The following is a 17,753-nucleotide window of genomic DNA, read 5'->3' as shown; positions in this document are numbered from 1 at the left end:
GCTCAAATCTCCCTGGACTGGATTTCGTTGATTGCGATCTGCGCATCGACGGGCGCCAGATAGCCCAAGTGCCAACCTGGCTCGGTTTCCATGAACGAGACGCCTTTGCCTTTCACGGTCCGGGCAATCAGGCATGCGGGTTTGTCTCGTGTATCGTCCGACTTCAGCTTGCGCAGGGTGTGCGTCAACGCATGGAGATCATGGCCGTCGACTTCGTGGACCTCCCATCCAAACGCGGTCCATTTGTCACTCAAAGATTCCACGCCCATCACGTCGTCGACCTTGCCATCCAGTTGATAGCCGTTGCGATCGACAATGGCAATCAACTTTGAGAGCTTGTTATGACCGGCAAACAGAGCGGCCTCCCATACCTGCCCCTCTTGCATTTCACCATCGCCCAGCATCACAAACACGTTGTAGGAACGCTGGCTCATACGGCCGCCCAGTGCCATGCCGATGCCGTTGGACAAAGCATGCCCGATAGACCCCGAACTGAAATCGATACCGGGCACCTTGGTCATATCCGGATGATCGCCCAAGGGGCTGCCCAAACGCGTATAGCCGTCGAGCAACTCGCGCGAAATGAAGCCATGGTCCGCCAATACAGGAAACAAGCCGACGGCAGCGTGGCCCTTGCCCATCAAAAAACGGTCACGATCGGGCCAGGCCGGCTCGCCTGCCCGTAGCCGCATCACGTCGTAATACAACGCGGCGAATATCTCGGCGCACGAAAACACCGAGCTGTAGTGCCCGGTCTTCGCGATTTCGATCAACCTGACGGTTTCCAGGCGGATATAGCGGGCCTTTTCACGCAACATCGCAATCTGCCGCGGGGTGGGAGGCTGAACGTTTAGTGTCATCGGCGTCTCCATTCTTCTTCAGGATATATGATATATAATATACCTGAATCGAGTTTATGGTCTATGCCGGGCTAGAATTCACCCGTCCTGTCATCTGCAAGCCTATTCACGTCATGTCCAGCCTGAAACCTGTCAAAAAAGAAAACCTCTCCGTCAGGGTCTACAACGAAATTCGTAATGCCCTGATCAACGGGCAATACGAACCCGGCGAGCGGCTGATCATCGGTGAACTGGCAGCAGAAATGGGCGTGTCCATCACGCCCGTTCGTGAGGCAATCTTTCGGCTGATCAGCGAACAGGGCCTGGAGATGCAGGCTGCGACCGCGGTGTATGTTCCCTATGTCAATTCGGAAAAATTGCGCGAAATTCAGCAAATCCGCTTTCACCTCGAGGGCATGGGCGCGGCCGAGGCCGCCAAGAACATTACCCGCAAGCAACTGGACAGCCTGGTCGCGCTGCAAAAGGAATTCATTTCCTGCACTTCGACAGACCCCAAGCGCGCCAGCGCCCTGAACCGCAAATTCCACTTCTCTATTCTCGAGGCCAGCAACAAACCCATCTTGCGCGCGACGGTGGAATCGTTCTGGGTCATCACCGGTCCCATTCTCAAGGTCTTTCATATCAAGACGGCGGGGTTGGACTACGCAACCGATGAACATCGCCACGAAGCGGTGATCGCGGCACTGCAGGCGCGCGACCCCGAGGCTGCCACCAAAGCGCTGCAGGCCGACCTCGTCTGGGGCGGACAGATCATGATCGACTGGCTGGTCGAAAAAGAAAAAGAGCAGAAATTCCTCAGTACGCCGCCACGCAAATAGGGAGACACCATGCTTAAGGTTTTCGGGGGGCCGAGCCGCTACGTCCAAGGACCGGGCGCCTTGCTTACCCTGGGTGAATCGGCCGCGTTGTTTGGCCGACGCGCGGCGCTGGTCATCGATCGCTATGTGCACGGTGTGCTTGGCGACCGGTTGGTCGATCTCTGCCGCGCCACCCAAGTGCAGTTGACCCCCTTGATCGTCGAAGGGGAAATGACGCCTGAAACGATCGCGTTGCTGCGCGAGCAAGCCCTGGCACTGGCGCCGGACATGACGATTGCGGTGGGCGGCGGAAAGGCTCTCGATGCGGGCAAGGCCGTCGCAAAAGCCCTGCACCAGCACTTGATCACCGTCCCCACCGTCGCGTCCAACGATGCGCCGACCAGCAAAAACTTCGTGCTGTATGACGCCGATCACCATCTGCTGGCGGTCGAGCATATGCTGTTCAACCCTACGCTCGTATTGGTCGATACCGAGGTCATCAGCACGGCCCCCGCCCTGTTTTTTCGCGCGGGGATGGGCGATGCCATTTCGAAAAAATTCGAGGCGGAACAGTGTTGGCGCAACGGCGGACAAAACATGTTCAATGCCTCGTCGACCCTCACGGCGCAACTGATCGCCGATGGCTGTTTGCGCATCTTGCTCGCCGATGGCGCCGCCGCCCTGGATGCCGCCGGCACGGGCAAACCGACACCGGCTTTCGAACGGGTTGTCGAGGCCATGATCCTGATGAGTGGCCTGGGCTTTGAAAGCGGTGGTCTGTCGATTGCCCATGCCTTGACGCGCGGACTGCCCCGGATTGCGGGGGTGGGTCAGGCATTGCACGGCCTGCAAGTCGCCGTAGGGCTGTTGGTGCAATTGGATCTGGAACATCGTTCGGATGGCATGCTGGAGGAACTGGAGACTTGGTATGCGAGAGTCGGCCTGCCTGCCCGATTAAGTGAACTTGGCGCCACCGCCATCGATGAGGCGGCGTTGCGCGAGGCCGCCACGTTGACTCTGGCTGCGCGGCACGCCCGTCATTTCGACCGCACCTTGACCGAGCAAGAACTCACCGACGCGCTACGGCGGCGCCGCTAACACAAGTGGCTTTGGCCAGAGGGCGCTTCGGCGAAACGCCCTCCTCCCACGGGCCACACGCGACTCGAGCAAAACCGATACGCGCCTGATTCTGCGTAGCCTGCGCAACCGCGTCAACGCTATCGGCGGCCCTGTTTCGCGGCTACGTTTAAAACGCCACCTGATCCGCGCCCTTCAGACCGAGTTTTTCACGGGCTTCGTCCGGCGTGGCGATATCCAGGTTCAACGCTTCGGCGATAGTACGGATGCGCTCGACCTGCACACGATTCGATTCCGCCAGTTGCCCCGGCCCTATCCACAACGAGTCTTCCAGGCCCACGCGGACGTTCGATCCCATCGCCGCGCCGATAGTCGCCAGCGGAATCTGATTGCGTCCGGCGCCGAGGATCGACCATTGATAGTCGTTGCCGAACAATCGATCCGCCGTACGCTTCATATGCATCAAGTCTTCGGGGTGCGGGCCAATGCCGCCCAACAGACCAAACACCGACTGAATAAAGGGCGGCGACTTGACCAGGCCACGATCCACGAAATGCGCCAGGTTGTACAGGTGGCTGATGTCGTAGCACTCGAACTCGAAGCGCGTGCCGTTTTGATTGCCGACCGTCAGGATGGACTCGATGTCCTCATAGGTATTGCGAAAAACCACCGCCCGGCTTTTCTCCAGATGCTCGCGCTCCCAGTCATGCTTGAATTCCTTGAAGCGATCAAGCATGGGATACAAGCCGAAATTCATCGAGCCCATGTTCAGCGACGCCAACTCCGGCTTGAACGTCGCAGCCGGCCGCATACGCTCCTCTACGGTCATATGCGGGCTGCCGCCCGTCGTAATGTTGATGACGGCGTTGGTGCGTTCCTTGATCTTCTGCAGGAACGGGCGAAACAATTCGGGATCCTGCGACGGCTTGCCGGTTTGCGGATCGCGCGCATGCAGATGCAGCACAGCCGCGCCGGCCTCGGCGGCCCCAATGGCCGCCTCGGCGATTTCGTCAGCCGTGACCGGCAGGTGCGGCGACATGCTCGGGGTATGAATCCCGCCCGTCACGGCGCAAGTGATGACAATCTTCGGTTTAGCGCGGGCCATTCTTGTCTCCAGTTTGAGTTTTATGGCGTATCAGTTTCATCAATTGCTCGTCGCGCCAGAATCGGCGCGCGTGCAGCTCACTAGCGGGTAATTGCTCTCGGCGCTGCTGATGCAGACTGCCCACCAGCGCCTCATCCCAAGGCACGGGTTCGGCCTGCGTCGCGCCTATAGAGTGATACAAGGGGCCGTACCGGGCGCAATAATCGGCCAATCCGGCGGGCGCATTCAGGTCGATCGTTTCGAACGGCCCCATAAACGACCAGCGTAACCCCAAGCCGTCTTTAATGGTAGTGTCGATGTCCTCGGCACTAGCCACCCCCGCCGCCGCCAGACGAAACGCTTCGTGCAGCAACGCGCCTTGCAAGCGATTGAGCACAAAGCCTTCGATCTCGTGACGAACCGTGATGGGCTTCTGACCCAGTTCCTGCATGATCTGTCGCGCCGTCTCAATCGCCTGCGGCGAGGTCCAGGGCGCACCGCAAAGCTCGACAAGCGGCACCAGGTACGGTGGATTCACGGGATGCACCACCAGGCAGCGATGCCGTCCAGCCAAGTGTTCCGTGTATTCGCTGGCGGGCAGACTCGATGTGGAACTGCCTATCACCGCGTGCGGCTCGGCATATTGATCCAACTCGGCAAACACCACGCGCTTGATTTCCAGACGTTCGGGTGAGTTTTCCTGGATATAGTCGGCGCCGGCCAGCGCCGCCGGCAGCGAGTCCACGATACTGACATGGCTGGCTGCCGCCTGAGCATCGTCAAGCAGCCCATAGCGCTGCAGCTCAGCCAGTTGCTGGACAACCAAGTCGCGCGCCTGGCCCAGGCTATCGGTCTGCACGTCGTAGAGCCGTACGTTCCATCCCTTGCGAGCAAACACAATCGCCCAGCCCTGACCTATCAAACCCGCGCCGATAATTGCAACGGTACGCATCGTGGTCTCTCCTGATCAGTAAAGTTTCTGGGTGAAGCCATCGATCACAATGGCTTGTCCGGTCACACTGCGGGCGGCCTCACTGGCATTGAACAACACCATATTGGCAATATCCCGCGCCGTCACCATACGACCCAGCGCCGCCTGGCTCTCGTATTGCTCGGCGATCTCGTCCACCGGACGCCCCAGGGTCTTTGCCTTGGCGGCGATCACCGCCCGGATACGCGGTCCTTCGACCGCCCCGGGCAGAATGGCGTTCACGCGAATGCCATGCGGGCCCAACTCGATCGCCAATGTTTTGGTAAAGCCGATGACCGCCCACTTCGAGGCAGAATAGGCGGACCGTCCCGCAAAACCCAAGTGGCCCGCCGCGGACGACAGGTTGATCATGACGCCGGCCTTGGACTGCTTGAGCATAGGCACCGCCTGGCGCGCGCAAAGAAACTGCCCGGTAATATTGACGGCCAGCGTCCGGTCCCAGTCGACCTTGGCCAGGGTTTCGACGTAGCCCGTCGGCCCTGCCACCCCGGCGTTATTGATCAGAATGTCCAGGCCGCCGAGCTCTGTATGGACCTGCCGGAACAAACGCTCCACACTGAACTCGTCCGACACATCTGCGTGCGCCGCATGCAAGCCCGGCATGCTCGCGGCAGCCTCAGCCAATCGGGTGTCGTTCACATCGCAGATGAACACGGTGGCGCCGGCACCATGAAATACCTTGGCCATTTCCAGGCCCAAGCCGTCGGCACCTGCCGTAATGAGGACCTTTTTATCCGCGTAGTTCACTTCCTCGAACATGATCGTTGTCTCCGTATGGTTATGGGCGCGGTGAGCCGTTTACGATATACGATATATGAGTATTTTGATCAACGGCGCGCAAATTTTTATCGTTTTTCAGACTCTCGAGCGCTCGCTACGCGCGCAACGAAATGTGACAAAAGAATGAAATAATTGCCCCAAAACCCTGTATTCATGCGGGTTTAGGGAAATCCCCGATTCATGACATCGCCCTGACCACTAGAATCAAACAGGGCTTATGGCAGCCCAAAATTACATATATCATATATCATCATAAAGCAGGCTGACACGACAAGCCCGCGTGAACTCCCACATCAACAACAGGAGCGAGACAGTGTTCAAAATCAAGAAAGTTGCAGTGGCGCTAGGGATATGCGGCGCACTATCGGCGACCAGCGTGTGGGCAGACATAAAGGTCGGCGCCCTGTTCCCCTTCAGCGGCGCACTGGCGCTACTGGGCCAGGAAAGCTATCGCGGCCTGGAGTTGGCGGTCAATGAAATCAACGCGGCGGGCGGCGTCAATGGCGAAAAAATCGAGCTCATCAAAGCCGATGCCGTCGATCCGACCCAGGCCGTGTCCGAAACCAAGCGTCTGACCTCGTCGGGTGTGGTGGCCGTGTTTGGCAGCTATGCATCCGGCATTTCCTATGCGGCATCGCCAGTGGCCGAATTGGCGGGGATTCCGTACTTTGAGCTGGGCGCGACCGCCCACAAGATCACCACGCGCGGCTACAAGTATCTGTTCCGCAGCAATCCCAACACCTCACTGTATGGGGTGGCCGTGGTCGATGCCCTGCACGACATCGTCGCCCCGGGCATGGGACTGGATCCGAAAGACATCGTCATCGGCATCATCCACGAAGACGGCCCTTATGGCACCGACGTCGCGGCTACCGAGCAAAAACGCGCCAAGGAACTGGGCTATACCGTCGCGGAAGTCCTGCCCTATTCGGCCAAGACCGTGGACTTGTCGTCCTTGATCCTGCGTCTGAAGGGCGCCAAGGTCAATGTGGTCTTGCAAACGGCCTATCAAAACGACGCGATCCTGTATTTCCGGCAGGCCCGCGCGGGCGGCTTTACCCCCAAGGTGGTCATCGGTGCGGGAGGAGGCTATTCGCTGGCTGACACCGCCAAGGCGGTGGGCGCCGACATGAACGGCGTCTTCGATCTGGACTTCCCGCAGGCGTCGATCAATCCGGCAGGCGCACCCGGGTTGGACAAGTTCCTGCAAGCCTATAAAACCACCTACAAGAGCGATCCGCAATCCGGCCATAGTCTGACCAACTATGTCGGCGCCAAGGCCTTCTTTGCGGCCATCGGCAATGCCAAATCCACCGATGCGGACAAAATCCGCGAAGCAGTGCTGGCCTACAAGAAGCCTGCTGGCGAAACGGCGAACGGTTGGGGCTTTGACTTTGGAGAGGATGGCCAGAACACTGCCTCGTCGTTCTATGTCATGCAGTGGCAAGGCGACGACCTCGTCACGATCGCCCCGTCGAATCTCGCTCAAGGCAAGCCTGTCTTCAAGAAATAGGCGACGTGCCCCGCGGGCCGCCCGGCAGAGACGGCCCGCGGTTCAAAGCGTTCTGGCCCACGCGGGCGCCGGGACGCTTTTTCATCATTGAGGTTGCACAATGGACATATTTGTTCAACTGGTCATCAACGGCTTGTTGCTGGGCGGCGCCTACACCATCATCAGCCTGGGGTTGACGCTGATTTTTGGTGTCGTGCGCGTCGTGAACTTTGCACATGGCGAGTTCCTGATGATAGGCATGTATCTGGTCTATCTGGTCGCGACACATTTAGGCGTGCACCCCTATGCCGGGTTGATTCCCGTCGCGGTTGTGCTGTTTGCGCTAGGCGCTCTGACGCAAAAAGCCATTATCCAGCCCCTGCTGAATGCCGATGAGCATATTCAGATTTTTGCGACAGTCGGCGTCTCGACGATCTTGCTGAATCTGGCGCTGGTGATCTTTGGCGCCAACGTCTATCGCGCGCCCGTCGAACTGGGCACCAACGTCTTCAACGTGGGTGCTTACACCGTGGTCACCGGCCAGTTGATCACCTTTGTGGTCGGCATCGGCTTGGCCATCCTGCTGCATTTGTTCATGCATCGCACCTATCTGGGCCGCGCGCTGCGCGCCGTCGCCCAACACCGTTATGCCGCCATGTTGATGGGCGTGAACGTCAATAACGTTTATGTCATTGCCTTTGGCCTGGGAACGGCATTTGTCGGGGTTGCCGCCGGATTACTGGCGCCGCAGTATCCCGTGTTTCCGACCGTGGGCACGTACTTTGTGCTCACGGCGTTTGTCATCGTCGTGCTCGGCGGACTGGGCAGCCTGTACGGCGCCGTCGCCGGATCGATGATCATCGGTGTGGTCGACACGCTAGCGGGCTATTACATTGCCCCCGACCTGAAAGAAGTCGTGTATTTCGTGATCTTTTTGCTGATCCTTGTCCTGCGTCCTACCGGCCTGTTTGGCATCGGCACAGAATAACAAGGAGTCTGCCGTGTTTCCCGATATCCGTCACCCCAAAACCTATATCAGCCTGCTGCTATTCCTGGTCATGTTCCTGGTGCCCGCCATCATGGGCACGGCATTCTGGACCAATTTGTTTGTCCTGTTGTTTGTGTTTGCCTCACTGTCGGTCGCCTGGAACATCGTGGGCGGTTATGCCGGCCAGTTGTCATTGGGCCACGCCGTGTTCTACGGCATAGGCGGCTATACGGCCACGCTGCTGACGCAAAACTTCGGCATCACACCCTGGATCGGCATGTTTGTCGGCGCCCTCATTTCTGCCGCGGTCGCCATCGTCATCGCCTACCCTACGCTGCGGTTACGCGGTCCGTTCTTTGCCCTGGCGACGATCGCCATCCTCGAAGTAGTGCGTCTGCTGGTCATCCACGAAGAAAGCTGGACGGGCGGATCCAGCGGCATCAGTTTGCCGTTGAACATAGGCTGGACCTGGATCGTCTTCCGGGAAAAAATCAATTACGTCATCATTGCCTTTGCGTTGTTCTTGTTCGTCGTGTGGGTCTCATGGTTTGTACGCAAGTCGCGCGCGGGCCATTATCTGATCGCCATCCGTGAACGCGAAGACGCAGCACTGGCCGTCGGTATTCATACGGTACGCGTAAAGATCCTGGCGGCGGTTGTGTCGGCGATGTTGACCAGCGTCATTGGCACCTTTCACATCACGTATCTGACCTTTGTCGATCCGAGCTCGGCATTTTCGCTGGACTTGTCGATCCAGATCGCCATGTTTGCCTTGATTGGTGGGCTGGGCACCGTCGGTGGTCCCATCGCCGGCACATTTCTGGTTCTGCCGGTCGCTGAACTGGCACGCGGCTGGCTCAGTAGCGTGGGCAACGGGATGCACGGGCTGATCTATGGCCTGATCCTGGTGATCGTCGTATTGACGATTCCCCGCGGCCTGGCCGGCGCGTTCGGCCCCACGATTGAACGCCTGCTAGCGCGCCTGCCGTATTTAGGTACGCGTAAACCCACGCCGGCAATGCAGCACGGACTGGTCACCACTCAGACCCCGCATCGTGGGGAACCGGTATTGCGTGCAGAAAATCTGTTCAAGAGCTTTGGGGGCTTGCGCGCCACGGATGATGTGTCGTTGCAACTGAATGAGCGCGAGATTCTGGGCATGATCGGCCCCAACGGTGCGGGCAAAACGACGGTTTTTAATCTACTGTCCGGATTTTTATCGCCAGACAAAGGTTCCGTCACATTACGGGACAAGGACGGCAACTGGGTCTCGTGCAGCACGCCCGATGCCTTCGCCCACAAGGGGCTAGGCCGGACGTTCCAGACCGCCAAGCCTTTCACCGGCCTGACCGTGTTGGAAAACATCATGCTGGGCGCGTTCATCAACACCCGCGACCCCGAACAGGCCAGGCAAATTGCGTTGTCGGTCGCCGAGCAAACGGATCTGCTGAAGTCGCTGAACACGGAAGCGCGCAGCCTGACCGTGGGCGGCATGAAGCGCCTGGAAATCGCCCGCGCCCTGGCGACGCAGCCACGCATTTTGCTGCTGGATGAGGTCATGGCCGGCTTGAACCCGACTGATATCCAGAAAGCGATTGAGATGATCCGGCGTATCCGTGATTCGGGTGTGTCCGTGCTGTTGATCGAACACATGATGCAGGCCACCATGGCTCTGTCGGATCGGATTATCGTGCTCAACGAAGGCGCTGTGCTGGTGACGGGATCTCCTAAGGAAGTGGTCGAAAATCCCGCGGTGATCGAAGCCTATCTGGGCAAGGAGTACCAAAATGCTTAAGGTATCGAATCTGAGCTCGGGATATGGCAAGACGCAAGTGCTCAACGGACTGGACTTTGAAGTCAATGCGGGGGAAATCGTCACCTTGATCGGTGCCAACGGCGCGGGCAAGACCACCACGCTGAAGACTTTGTGCGGCGTCATCGGCAGCACGACCGGCAAGGTGGAATTCGAAGGCCGGGATCTGACTAACCGCACCCCTTACGATGTCGTTGATGCGGGGATCACCATGGTCCCGGAAGGCCGCCAGTTATTTCCGCACTTCACCGTGCGCGACAACCTGCTGATGGGATCGTACAAGCGTGCCGCGCGACCGATGGTAAGCCGCAAACTGGACGAAGTACTGGCCATTTTTCCGCGTGTACGGGAACGCCTGACCCAATATGCAGGATCGTTGTCCGGTGGCGAACAGCAAATGGTCGCGATTGCGCGCGGCATGATGGCAGATCCAAAGCTGCTGGTATTTGATGAGCCTTCGCTGGGCCTCTCGCCGCTGCTGGTGCAGCAGATGTTCGACATCATCCGCAATGTGACGGAGCACGGCATGACGGTCTTGCTGGTCGAACAGAACGTCTTTCGCACGCTGCGCCTCGCGGACCGCGGTTATGTCCTCGAAAATGGGGCAATCGTGCTCACGGGCACCGGTGCCGAATTGCTAAGCAACCCTCATGTCAAAAAGGCCTACCTGGGCCATTGATGATTCACAATATTTTCTCTGCTTTATAAGGACTGGCGCCATGCCGCTGACTTGCACATTTATCGATCACGGCCCGGGAGGATCCCCCGACTGCATGAAAGTAGCTACGCGCCTGATGGAGGCGCCTCTGGGTCGGCAAGTACTGATCGAAGTGGCTTACGCCGGCGTCAATCGCCCCGACGTGCTGCAGCGTGCGGGGGCTTATCCTCCGCCTCCCGGCGCGTCTCCCTATCTGGGCCTCGAAGTCTCCGGCCACGTCATCGCCGTCGGTCCCGATGTTCATCATCAGAAAGTCGGCGACGCCGTTTGCGCCTTGACGCCGGGCGGGGGTTACGCCCAATACTGTCTGGCCGATGAACGACATTGCCTGCCTGTGCCGAAGGGGCTGGACATGCTGCAAGCGGCGGCCATCCCGGAAAACTACTACACGGTATGGACCAATGTCTTTGAACGCGCCGCCTTGCAATCCGGCGAAACGCTGCTCGTGCATGGCGGCTCGAGCGGCATTGGCCTGACAACGATTCAGTTGGCGCATGCGTTCGGATCCCGGGTGTGGACCACCGTCGGTAACTCGGCCAAAGCTGCCGCTTGCACGCAGGCAGGCGCGGATCACACGATTCAATATCGCGAGCAGGATTTTGAAGAAGTGCTGCGCGAGGCCACCAATGGCAAAGGCGTCGACGTCATTCTGGATATGGTGGGCGGCGATTACATCAACAAAAACCTGCGCAGCCTGGCGCTGAACGGCCGGTTGGTGCAGATCGCTTTTCTCGAGGGCAGCAAGACACAGATCGATGCCATGCCCATCATGCTCAAGCGTCTGTCGTTCACCGGATCGACGCTGCGCCCGCGATCCGACGATGACAAGGCGGCCATCGGCCAGGCGTTACAACAGCACGTCTTTCCGCTAATGGAGTCGGGGCGTTGCCTGCCACTGATCGATCAAGTGTTCTCCCTGGATCAAGCCAGCGAGGCCCACGCACTGATGGAAAGCAGCAAGCACATCGGCAAAATCATGCTCAAAGTCAAGGACTAACCTACATGCGCTTTCAGAATCAAGTCGCTATCGTGACCGGCGCCGCGGGCGGCATCGGCAGCGCCATCGTCGAAGGCCTGTTGGCCGAAGGGGCGTACGTGGGCTTGATCGATGCCAATGCGACGGCCGGCGCAGCCTATGCGGACCGTTTGCGGGCCGCGGGGCATCGCGTTCATTTTGTACCCACGGACGTGTCTCAATTCGATGCGTGCCAGACAGCCTACGACGCGATGACAGACGCGCTCGGCCCGGCCACGATTCTGGTCAATAACGTCGGCATTTCCCCCAAGACCGACGGCCGCGCACTCAACGTCTGGGAAATGCCGCCGCAGGAATGGGATAAGGTCGTAGACGTAAATCTGAATAGCGTGTTCTACATGACACGCTTGGCCACGCCCCATATGGTCAAACAGAACACGGGCCGCATCATCAACATGTCGTCCGTCGCCGGGCGAGCGTACTGCGACATTGTGGCGGCACACTATGCCGCGACCAAAGCCGCATTGATTGGGCTGACCCGGCATTGGGCTGCGGAGCTGGGGCCGCATCAGATCACCGTAAACGCCCTGGCGCCAGGCCGCATTGCGACGCCGCTTTTAAAAAGCGTGCCCCAGGAAATCAACGACGCCGTCGTTAATGTCACTGCGCTGAGACGCTTGGGCACCCCGGAGGAAGTCGCGGACGCGTGTTTATATTTCGCTTCGGATCAGGCGCGGTTCGTCACTGGCCAAGTGCTGGACGTCGCCGGCGGCTGGCTAATGACCTGACGGTGAGCGGGTCGTGGCCGCAGCGGGTGGGTCGCACTTGCTGCAGATCGATCATGCTCACTACAGATGGACTGTACTCGCCGCAGATCGACCATGGTCGCACCGCTCTGGTTATGATCCCGACGGATCGATCGTGCTAACCGCCCTCGCCCATGTCCTATTCCCGGTACGAGGCGAGCCGGGCGGCCGCATTGTGCAGATGCGTGGTGGCCGCTCGCGCCGCCAGTTCAGGGTCTCCCGCCTCGATCGCATCCAGGATGGCCTTGTGCTCGGCCTGCACCTGCCACACGAGATCCATCGACCGATTGCGCGTGTTTTTACGCGCGGTACGTATCAGTCGCCGTACGCGTGCATCCAGGAATTCCGCAAAGGCGATGAAGTGCTGATTGTGGCTGGCGCGTACGATGGATTGGTGAAACTGCTCGTCTTCGGCGGTGCCATCGGCCAACTCGCGCGTGGCATCATACAGGCGCGCATAGCTGTCGCGAATCTGCCGCAGCTCGTCTGCGGTACGGCGTTGCGCGGCCAGCCGGGTGGCCGAGACCTCGACGGATAGCAAAAACTCAAACAATTCAGCCAGGTTATCGCCATCGTCCATGCCCGTGTCCAGGCGAAAGACACTACTGCCATGCGGATTAACGAATTGACCTCTACCTTGTTGAGAAATAATCAGGCCATCCGACTTCAGCATGAAGATGGCTTCGCGGATGACGGGTCGACTGACTCCGTAGCTCGTCGCGAGACTCGCCTCGGAGGGAAGTTTCTGGTTTTGATCGACGATATCGCCCTGCAAAATCGCCTGACGCAGACGCTCGGCGACCTCGCCCGGCAATGTCGTAGGCCGGGGAATCAGGCTGGCGCGCAACGGATCTTGGACCCTTATGCGATCATCCGCAGACATAGAGCCCCCCGTTGACCTGCAGGACTTCGGCAGTGATGAAGCTGGCGTCGTCGCTGCACAAAAACGCCACCGCCGCGGCCACCTCGTGCGCCTGTCCCAGGCGCTTGACAATGGACTGATCGATGGACTCCGCAGCGCGTGTCTTGAGTAGTTCCGATGTCATAGGGGTTTCGATGATGCCGGGCGAGACGGCGTTAACGCGCGTGCGCGGCCCCAACTCTCGGGCGATACTGCGCGTAAAGCTCAATAGCGCGCCTTTGGACGCGCTGTAATGCGCATTACAAAACGCGCCCCGATGCGCGGCCATGGAGCTCAGGTTCACGATGGCGCTGCCCTCGCGTAACAAGGGCACGAGTCGTCGCGTCAGATAAAACACACCATCCAGGTTCACGGACAAGGTACGCCGCCACTGCTCATCGCTCATCCCGGCCAATGGCTCGGCCAAATAGATGCCGGCGCAGGACACCAGGAAATCCACACCGCCAAAGGCTTGCTCGATCAGTCGGGCTGCGTGTGTCGCGGCCTCGGGATCCGCCAGATCCGCCGCCATTGTGGCGATGCGGGCTCGACGGGTTGGGTCGCTGCCGCCTTGCAGCGTCGTGGCCAGCGTGTCCAACGCGTCCTGGTCCAGATCCAGCAAGAACACATTTGCGCCGTCGCGAAAAAATCGCTCTGCCACGGCACGCCCGATGCCGCCTGCGGCGCCCGTCACCACCAACGTGCGTCCGGAAAAATCATAAGTCGCCATGATGCCGCCTTCACAGATAAATTCAGACCAGCATGGCCCAGGGGTGCTCGATGTAATGGGCATAACGAGACAACCATTGTGCCGCCAACGCACCATCAATCGCGCGATGATCGACTGACAGAGTGCACTTCAATACTGGCTCGACACGGACCCGGTCGTCCACGGCGATGGGAATACGCTGCACCGCGCCAACCGCCAGAATCGCCGATTGAGGGGGGTTGATGATGGCGCCGAAACGCGCCACCCCGAACATCCCCAGATTGCTGATACTCAAGACACCGCCCTGATAATCGTGCGGCGCCAGTTGACCGGCGCGAGCGCGCCTCGCCAGCTCCGCCATGGTCCGACTGACCTCGGTCAGGGACATCGCGGCGACGTCTCGCAGCACCGGCGTGTATAGGCCTCCCTCCGTGGACACCGCGACACCGATATCCACGTCGCGATAACGCAGTAACGCGTCGTCCGTCCACGTCACGTTCATCTCTGGCATATCGCGCAACGCGCAGGCAACCGCCTTGATCACAAAATCGTTGATCGAGATTTTTCCTTCGACCGAATGGTTAATTTGATTGCGTAGTGTCAGCAACGCCTCCACTCGACAATCGACGTCCAGATAAAAATGGGGAATCGTGGATTTGCTCTGCGCCAGTCGACGCGCAATGGTCTTGCGCATATTGGAATGTGGGATACGGGTGATAGTGTCTGGATTACCGGCATCCTCGGGGACTGAACGCTGATGCTGCGCGTCAGCAAATTGGGCGTGCGCCAGTCGTGCTGACTGCAACGCTGGCTGCGATATCGACGACGATGCGAACGCCGTCTGGCTGGCATCGACGACATCGCGCTTGACGATGCGGCCATTGGGCCCCGAGCCCGGCAGATCGCGCAAATCGATCCCATGCTCGGCAGCCATGCGACGCGCCAGGGGACTGGCGAAGACTCGCCCTTGCTCACGCGTGGACTCGGGTGTCGAGCCCGCGCCGGGATCGGTGTCCATGGTCCGCACCTGGGTCGCACTCGCGTCGCTGGCCGCGCCTGTTTCCGCTGGCATTATTGCGACCGGCATCCTGTCGGCCCGAAACGATGACGATTTTGCCTCCTGAGACGATGTTTCCTCAGACGACGTTTCCCGAGACGATGCGGTCTGGGACGATGATGACGGTCCCGCTATCCGCACGGAATCCAGCAACGATTGTGCTTGGGCATCCGTTTCACCCGCCATGAGGAGCACGGCAACGGGCGCGCCTACGTTGACCGCCTGTCCGGCCGCTACCAACGTCCGGGACAACGTGCCATCGTGCTCGGCGAGCAGATCGACGGTTGCCTTGTCGGTCTCGATCAGCGCCAGCGTGTCTCCCTCGCGTACCGATGCACCGGGCTCGACCTCCCACGACAGCAGGGTAGCCGACTCCGCATTCGCCGCGATTTCGGGCATGCGTACCAGACTGGCCATCACGCCGCTCCTTTGTGTTGCATGACAAGCCGCAAACCGGCAACGACCTCCTCGGTACGCGCCGCGGCAGCGCGCTCGAGTACCTTGGAAATGCTGGGTGCGGCCTCACCGCCAGTGACACGCTGCACCGGTTGATCCAGCCAATCGAAAAAGCGTCGCTGAATTTCATCGGCCAGCCACGCACCATATGACGTCCCGCGCGCGCCCTGCTCTACGATCAACACGTTGTTGGTCTTGCGCAGGCTTTGTCCTACGGTGTCCCAATCCAGACTCGCACGATCCAGCCAACGCAAATCAATCAGATCCGCCGAGATGCCGGTCTCGTCCAATGCGTGTTCCGCGTGCTGCACCATCGAGAGATACGTGATCACCGTCAACTCAGATCCCGTCCGGCGCAAGCAGGCACGTCCCACAGGCAGGCAATAGTCATAGTCATCCACCGGGCCTATCGCCGTGGCGTTGTAGAGATCCACATGCTCGATCACCAATACCGGATCCTTGCAGCGCAAGGCCGTATTCATCAAGCCCACGTAATCGAACGGCGTAGAGGGCGCGACGATACGCCAGCCGGGACTCGTCGCGAAAATGCCCGCGGGGTCCATGGAATGCTGCGAGCCGTAACCCGTGCCCATGGCAACCTTGGTACGCAGCACCAGAGGTACATCGCTATCACCGCCAAACATATGACGAACCTTACCGATCTGATTGAACACCTGATCCGCTGCGACCCACATGAAATCGGGGTACATAAATTCGACAACCGGCTTGTAGCGCCCATCGACCGCCATGCCTGCCGCCAGGCCGATAAAGGCGTTCTCACTGATCGGTGTGCCCAGGCACCGCCCGGGATACAACTGACTAAGGCCACGTGTCGCGCCGTTCGTACCGCCCTTTAAGCGATGGACATCTTCGCCCATCACGATCACGGATTCGTCCTGCGCCATGCGGCGTTGCATCACATCGGCCACCACGTCGATAAACTTGCGCGAGGTCGTTGCGATCGAAGTGCCAGACTGCGCCTGGGTCTCGCCGGGTTCCTCGGCATAACGCGCGCCCAGCATTTCGGACAAATCACCCAGGATGCCAACATCGCGAAAATCCGGACTGGGCCAGAGCGCCGCCCGGATCTGGCGCTTGCCCGCTTGAGGGGATTGCGCATTCACCGTGACGCTGCCCTGTGCTGATTGCCCGCCCCCCGCGTCGGCCCCTTCTACGATTGTCAGCGCATGCACGGCCTGCGCCATGGCGGCGCGCACGCGATCATGCAACGCCTGGATCTCTTGCGCCGTGAGCAACCCTCGCGCCGTCATGCGATCCGCCAGCAGCAGCAGGGGATCGCGTGCGCGCCACGCGGCCTCTTCTTCTTTGGTGCGATAACCGAAGGCGCTGCCCGCAAAGGGGCCGTTTTGATGAAAAAACCGATACACATCGGCCTCGATCAAGGTCGGTCCCTGCCCCGAACGCATATGCGCCAACGCTTGTTGCATCGCCAGATGCACGGCCAGTGGATCCATCCCGTCCACTTTCCAACTGGGGATGTTGAACGCCCCGCCACGTGACGACAAGCGCGTCTCCGATGTGCTCTCCTCGACGCCCGTCGAGACGGCATAGCGATTATTCTCGATGAAAAAACACAATGGCAATTTCCATGCGGCAGCCAGGTTCATCGTCTCGAGCACCGAGCCAATATTGACGGCCCCGTCGCCAAAGTACGTGACCATCACTGCGTCGGTCCCCGCTTGGCGGTTGGCCCAAGCCTGGCCCGCCGCCATCGGCACACCACCGCCCACGATGGCGTTCGTGCCAAGCGCACCCGCCTGCGTCCAGCGCAGATGCATGGACCCGCCACGCCCGTTGCAATAGCCCTGTGCCAAGCCCAGAATTTCGGCCAGGGTTTTTTGGAGCACCTCTTGCACTGTTGCATCGATCTCTGCCGTAGGGTCCATCCCCTCGGGATGGACATACGCCAGGGCCTTGGACAAAAACTGATGATGCCCTCGATGCGAGCCGTTGACGCCGTCGGCCGCCGTCAGCCCCACAATCGACCCCGCGGCCCCACCCTCCTGACCGATACTGGAATGCGCCGGTCCATGCACTAGGCCCTGGGCGGCCAGATCGAGCACGGTCTCCTCAAAACCACGTATCAACGCGCAGTGTGTCAGCAAGGACCCCAGTAACCGCGGATCGGCATGCGCCCAGTCCTGATCGGTGGTCGTGAGTTGCAACCAGGGTGATTGAGGGGCCAAAGGATGAAGTATGGACATAAATTATGTGTGATCGCAAAGGT

Annotated in this window: 16 protein-coding genes; 8 read left to right on the top strand and 8 right to left on the bottom strand. The window is 59.7% G+C overall.

Annotation, left to right across the window (positions count from 1 at the left end):
* Window positions 1–2: 2 nt before the first annotated feature.
* Window positions 3–818 (bottom strand): transketolase, encoded by an 816-nt coding sequence (locus ACYVDM_RS11445; RefSeq protein WP_415787031.1) that lies wholly within the window; start codon window positions 816–818, stop codon window positions 3–5.
* A gap of 155 nt (window positions 819–973) precedes the next feature.
* On the opposite strand from ACYVDM_RS11445, the gene ACYVDM_RS11440 reads away from it, so the two are divergent.
* Together ACYVDM_RS11440 and ACYVDM_RS11435 are read left to right on the top strand one after the other, a co-directional pair.
* On the top strand, window positions 974–1,678 hold the full coding sequence (locus ACYVDM_RS11440; RefSeq protein ID WP_415785728.1) for a GntR family transcriptional regulator: 705 nt from the start codon (window positions 974–976) through the stop codon (window positions 1,676–1,678).
* 9 nt (window positions 1,679–1,687) lie between these two features.
* Window positions 1,688–2,755: a glycerol dehydrogenase gene (locus tag ACYVDM_RS11435; RefSeq protein WP_415785730.1), complete on the top strand. Its 1,068-nt coding sequence runs from the start codon at window positions 1,688–1,690 to the stop codon at window positions 2,753–2,755.
* Window positions 2,756–2,903: 148 nt separating this feature from the next.
* Here the strand turns inward: ACYVDM_RS11435 and ACYVDM_RS11430 are convergent, their stop codons facing one another.
* The 3 genes from ACYVDM_RS11430 to ACYVDM_RS11420 are packed head-to-tail and all read right to left on the bottom strand — an operon-like array spanning window position 2,904 to window position 5,568.
* Window positions 2,904–3,839 carry a beta-keto acid cleavage family enzyme gene (locus ACYVDM_RS11430; RefSeq protein WP_415785732.1) on the bottom strand — a complete coding sequence of 312 codons (936 nt, stop codon included), beginning with the start codon at window positions 3,837–3,839 and terminating at the stop codon, window positions 2,904–2,906.
* Window positions 3,826–4,770 carry a 3-hydroxyacyl-CoA dehydrogenase gene (locus ACYVDM_RS11425; RefSeq protein WP_460475386.1) on the bottom strand — a complete coding sequence of 315 codons (945 nt, stop codon included), beginning with the start codon at window positions 4,768–4,770 and terminating at the stop codon, window positions 3,826–3,828. Before ACYVDM_RS11425 ends, ACYVDM_RS11430 begins: the two co-directional genes overlap by 14 nt.
* A 15-nt stretch (window positions 4,771–4,785) precedes the next feature.
* Entirely contained in the window at window positions 4,786–5,568 is a 783-nt protein-coding gene (locus ACYVDM_RS11420; RefSeq protein WP_415785736.1) for an SDR family oxidoreductase, read from the bottom strand.
* Window positions 5,569–5,902: 334 nt separating this feature from the next.
* Here ACYVDM_RS11420 and ACYVDM_RS11415 point away from each other — a divergent pair, with 334 nt between their 5' ends.
* The 6 genes from ACYVDM_RS11415 (at window position 5,903) to ACYVDM_RS11390 (ending at window position 12,364) form a co-directional block, all read left to right on the top strand.
* Window positions 5,903–7,102 (top strand): ABC transporter substrate-binding protein, encoded by a 1,200-nt coding sequence (locus ACYVDM_RS11415; protein ID WP_415785738.1) that lies wholly within the window; start codon window positions 5,903–5,905, stop codon window positions 7,100–7,102.
* A gap of 100 nt (window positions 7,103–7,202) precedes the next feature.
* Window positions 7,203–8,069, top strand: a complete 867-nt coding sequence (locus ACYVDM_RS11410; protein ID WP_415785740.1) for a branched-chain amino acid ABC transporter permease — start codon at window positions 7,203–7,205, stop codon at window positions 8,067–8,069.
* Window positions 8,070–8,082: 13 nt separating this feature from the next.
* Complete coding sequence (locus ACYVDM_RS11405; RefSeq protein WP_415785743.1) at window positions 8,083–9,864, top strand: branched-chain amino acid ABC transporter ATP-binding protein/permease; 1,782 nt, start codon at window positions 8,083–8,085, stop codon at window positions 9,862–9,864.
* A complete protein-coding gene (locus ACYVDM_RS11400) occupies window positions 9,857–10,561 on the top strand; it encodes an ABC transporter ATP-binding protein (protein WP_415785745.1) in 705 nt (234 codons plus the stop codon). The genes ACYVDM_RS11405 and ACYVDM_RS11400 overlap by 8 nt, the downstream gene beginning before the upstream one ends.
* Before the next feature lie 40 nt (window positions 10,562–10,601).
* Entirely contained in the window at window positions 10,602–11,597 is a 996-nt protein-coding gene (locus ACYVDM_RS11395; RefSeq protein WP_415785747.1) for an NAD(P)H-quinone oxidoreductase, read from the top strand.
* 5 nt (window positions 11,598–11,602) lie between these two features.
* Window positions 11,603–12,364 (top strand): SDR family oxidoreductase, encoded by a 762-nt coding sequence (locus tag ACYVDM_RS11390; protein WP_415785749.1) that lies wholly within the window; start codon window positions 11,603–11,605, stop codon window positions 12,362–12,364.
* 157 nt (window positions 12,365–12,521) lie between these two features.
* Here the strand turns inward: ACYVDM_RS11390 and ACYVDM_RS11385 are convergent, their stop codons facing one another.
* The 4 genes from ACYVDM_RS11385 to ACYVDM_RS11370 are packed head-to-tail and all read right to left on the bottom strand — an operon-like array spanning window position 12,522 to window position 17,730.
* A complete protein-coding gene (locus ACYVDM_RS11385; RefSeq protein ID WP_415785751.1) occupies window positions 12,522–13,265 on the bottom strand; it encodes a FadR/GntR family transcriptional regulator in 744 nt (247 codons plus the stop codon).
* The gene (locus ACYVDM_RS11380; protein ID WP_415785753.1) at window positions 13,252–14,013 is read right to left on the bottom strand and encodes an SDR family NAD(P)-dependent oxidoreductase; all 762 of its coding nucleotides are present in this window, start codon (window positions 14,011–14,013) and stop codon (window positions 13,252–13,254) included. The genes ACYVDM_RS11385 and ACYVDM_RS11380 overlap by 14 nt, the downstream gene beginning before the upstream one ends.
* A 22-nt stretch (window positions 14,014–14,035) precedes the next feature.
* Window positions 14,036–15,466 (bottom strand): dihydrolipoamide acetyltransferase family protein, encoded by a 1,431-nt coding sequence (locus ACYVDM_RS11375; protein WP_415785755.1) that lies wholly within the window; start codon window positions 15,464–15,466, stop codon window positions 14,036–14,038.
* Entirely contained in the window at window positions 15,466–17,730 is a 2,265-nt protein-coding gene (locus tag ACYVDM_RS11370) for an alpha-ketoacid dehydrogenase subunit alpha/beta (protein WP_415785757.1), read from the bottom strand. Before ACYVDM_RS11370 ends, ACYVDM_RS11375 begins: the two co-directional genes overlap by 1 nt.
* Between the last annotated feature and the right edge of the window lie 23 nt (window positions 17,731–17,753).

This window comes from Bordetella tumulicola, from assembly GCF_054779135.1.
This window is presented reverse-complemented; position numbering and strand designations above follow the sequence as displayed.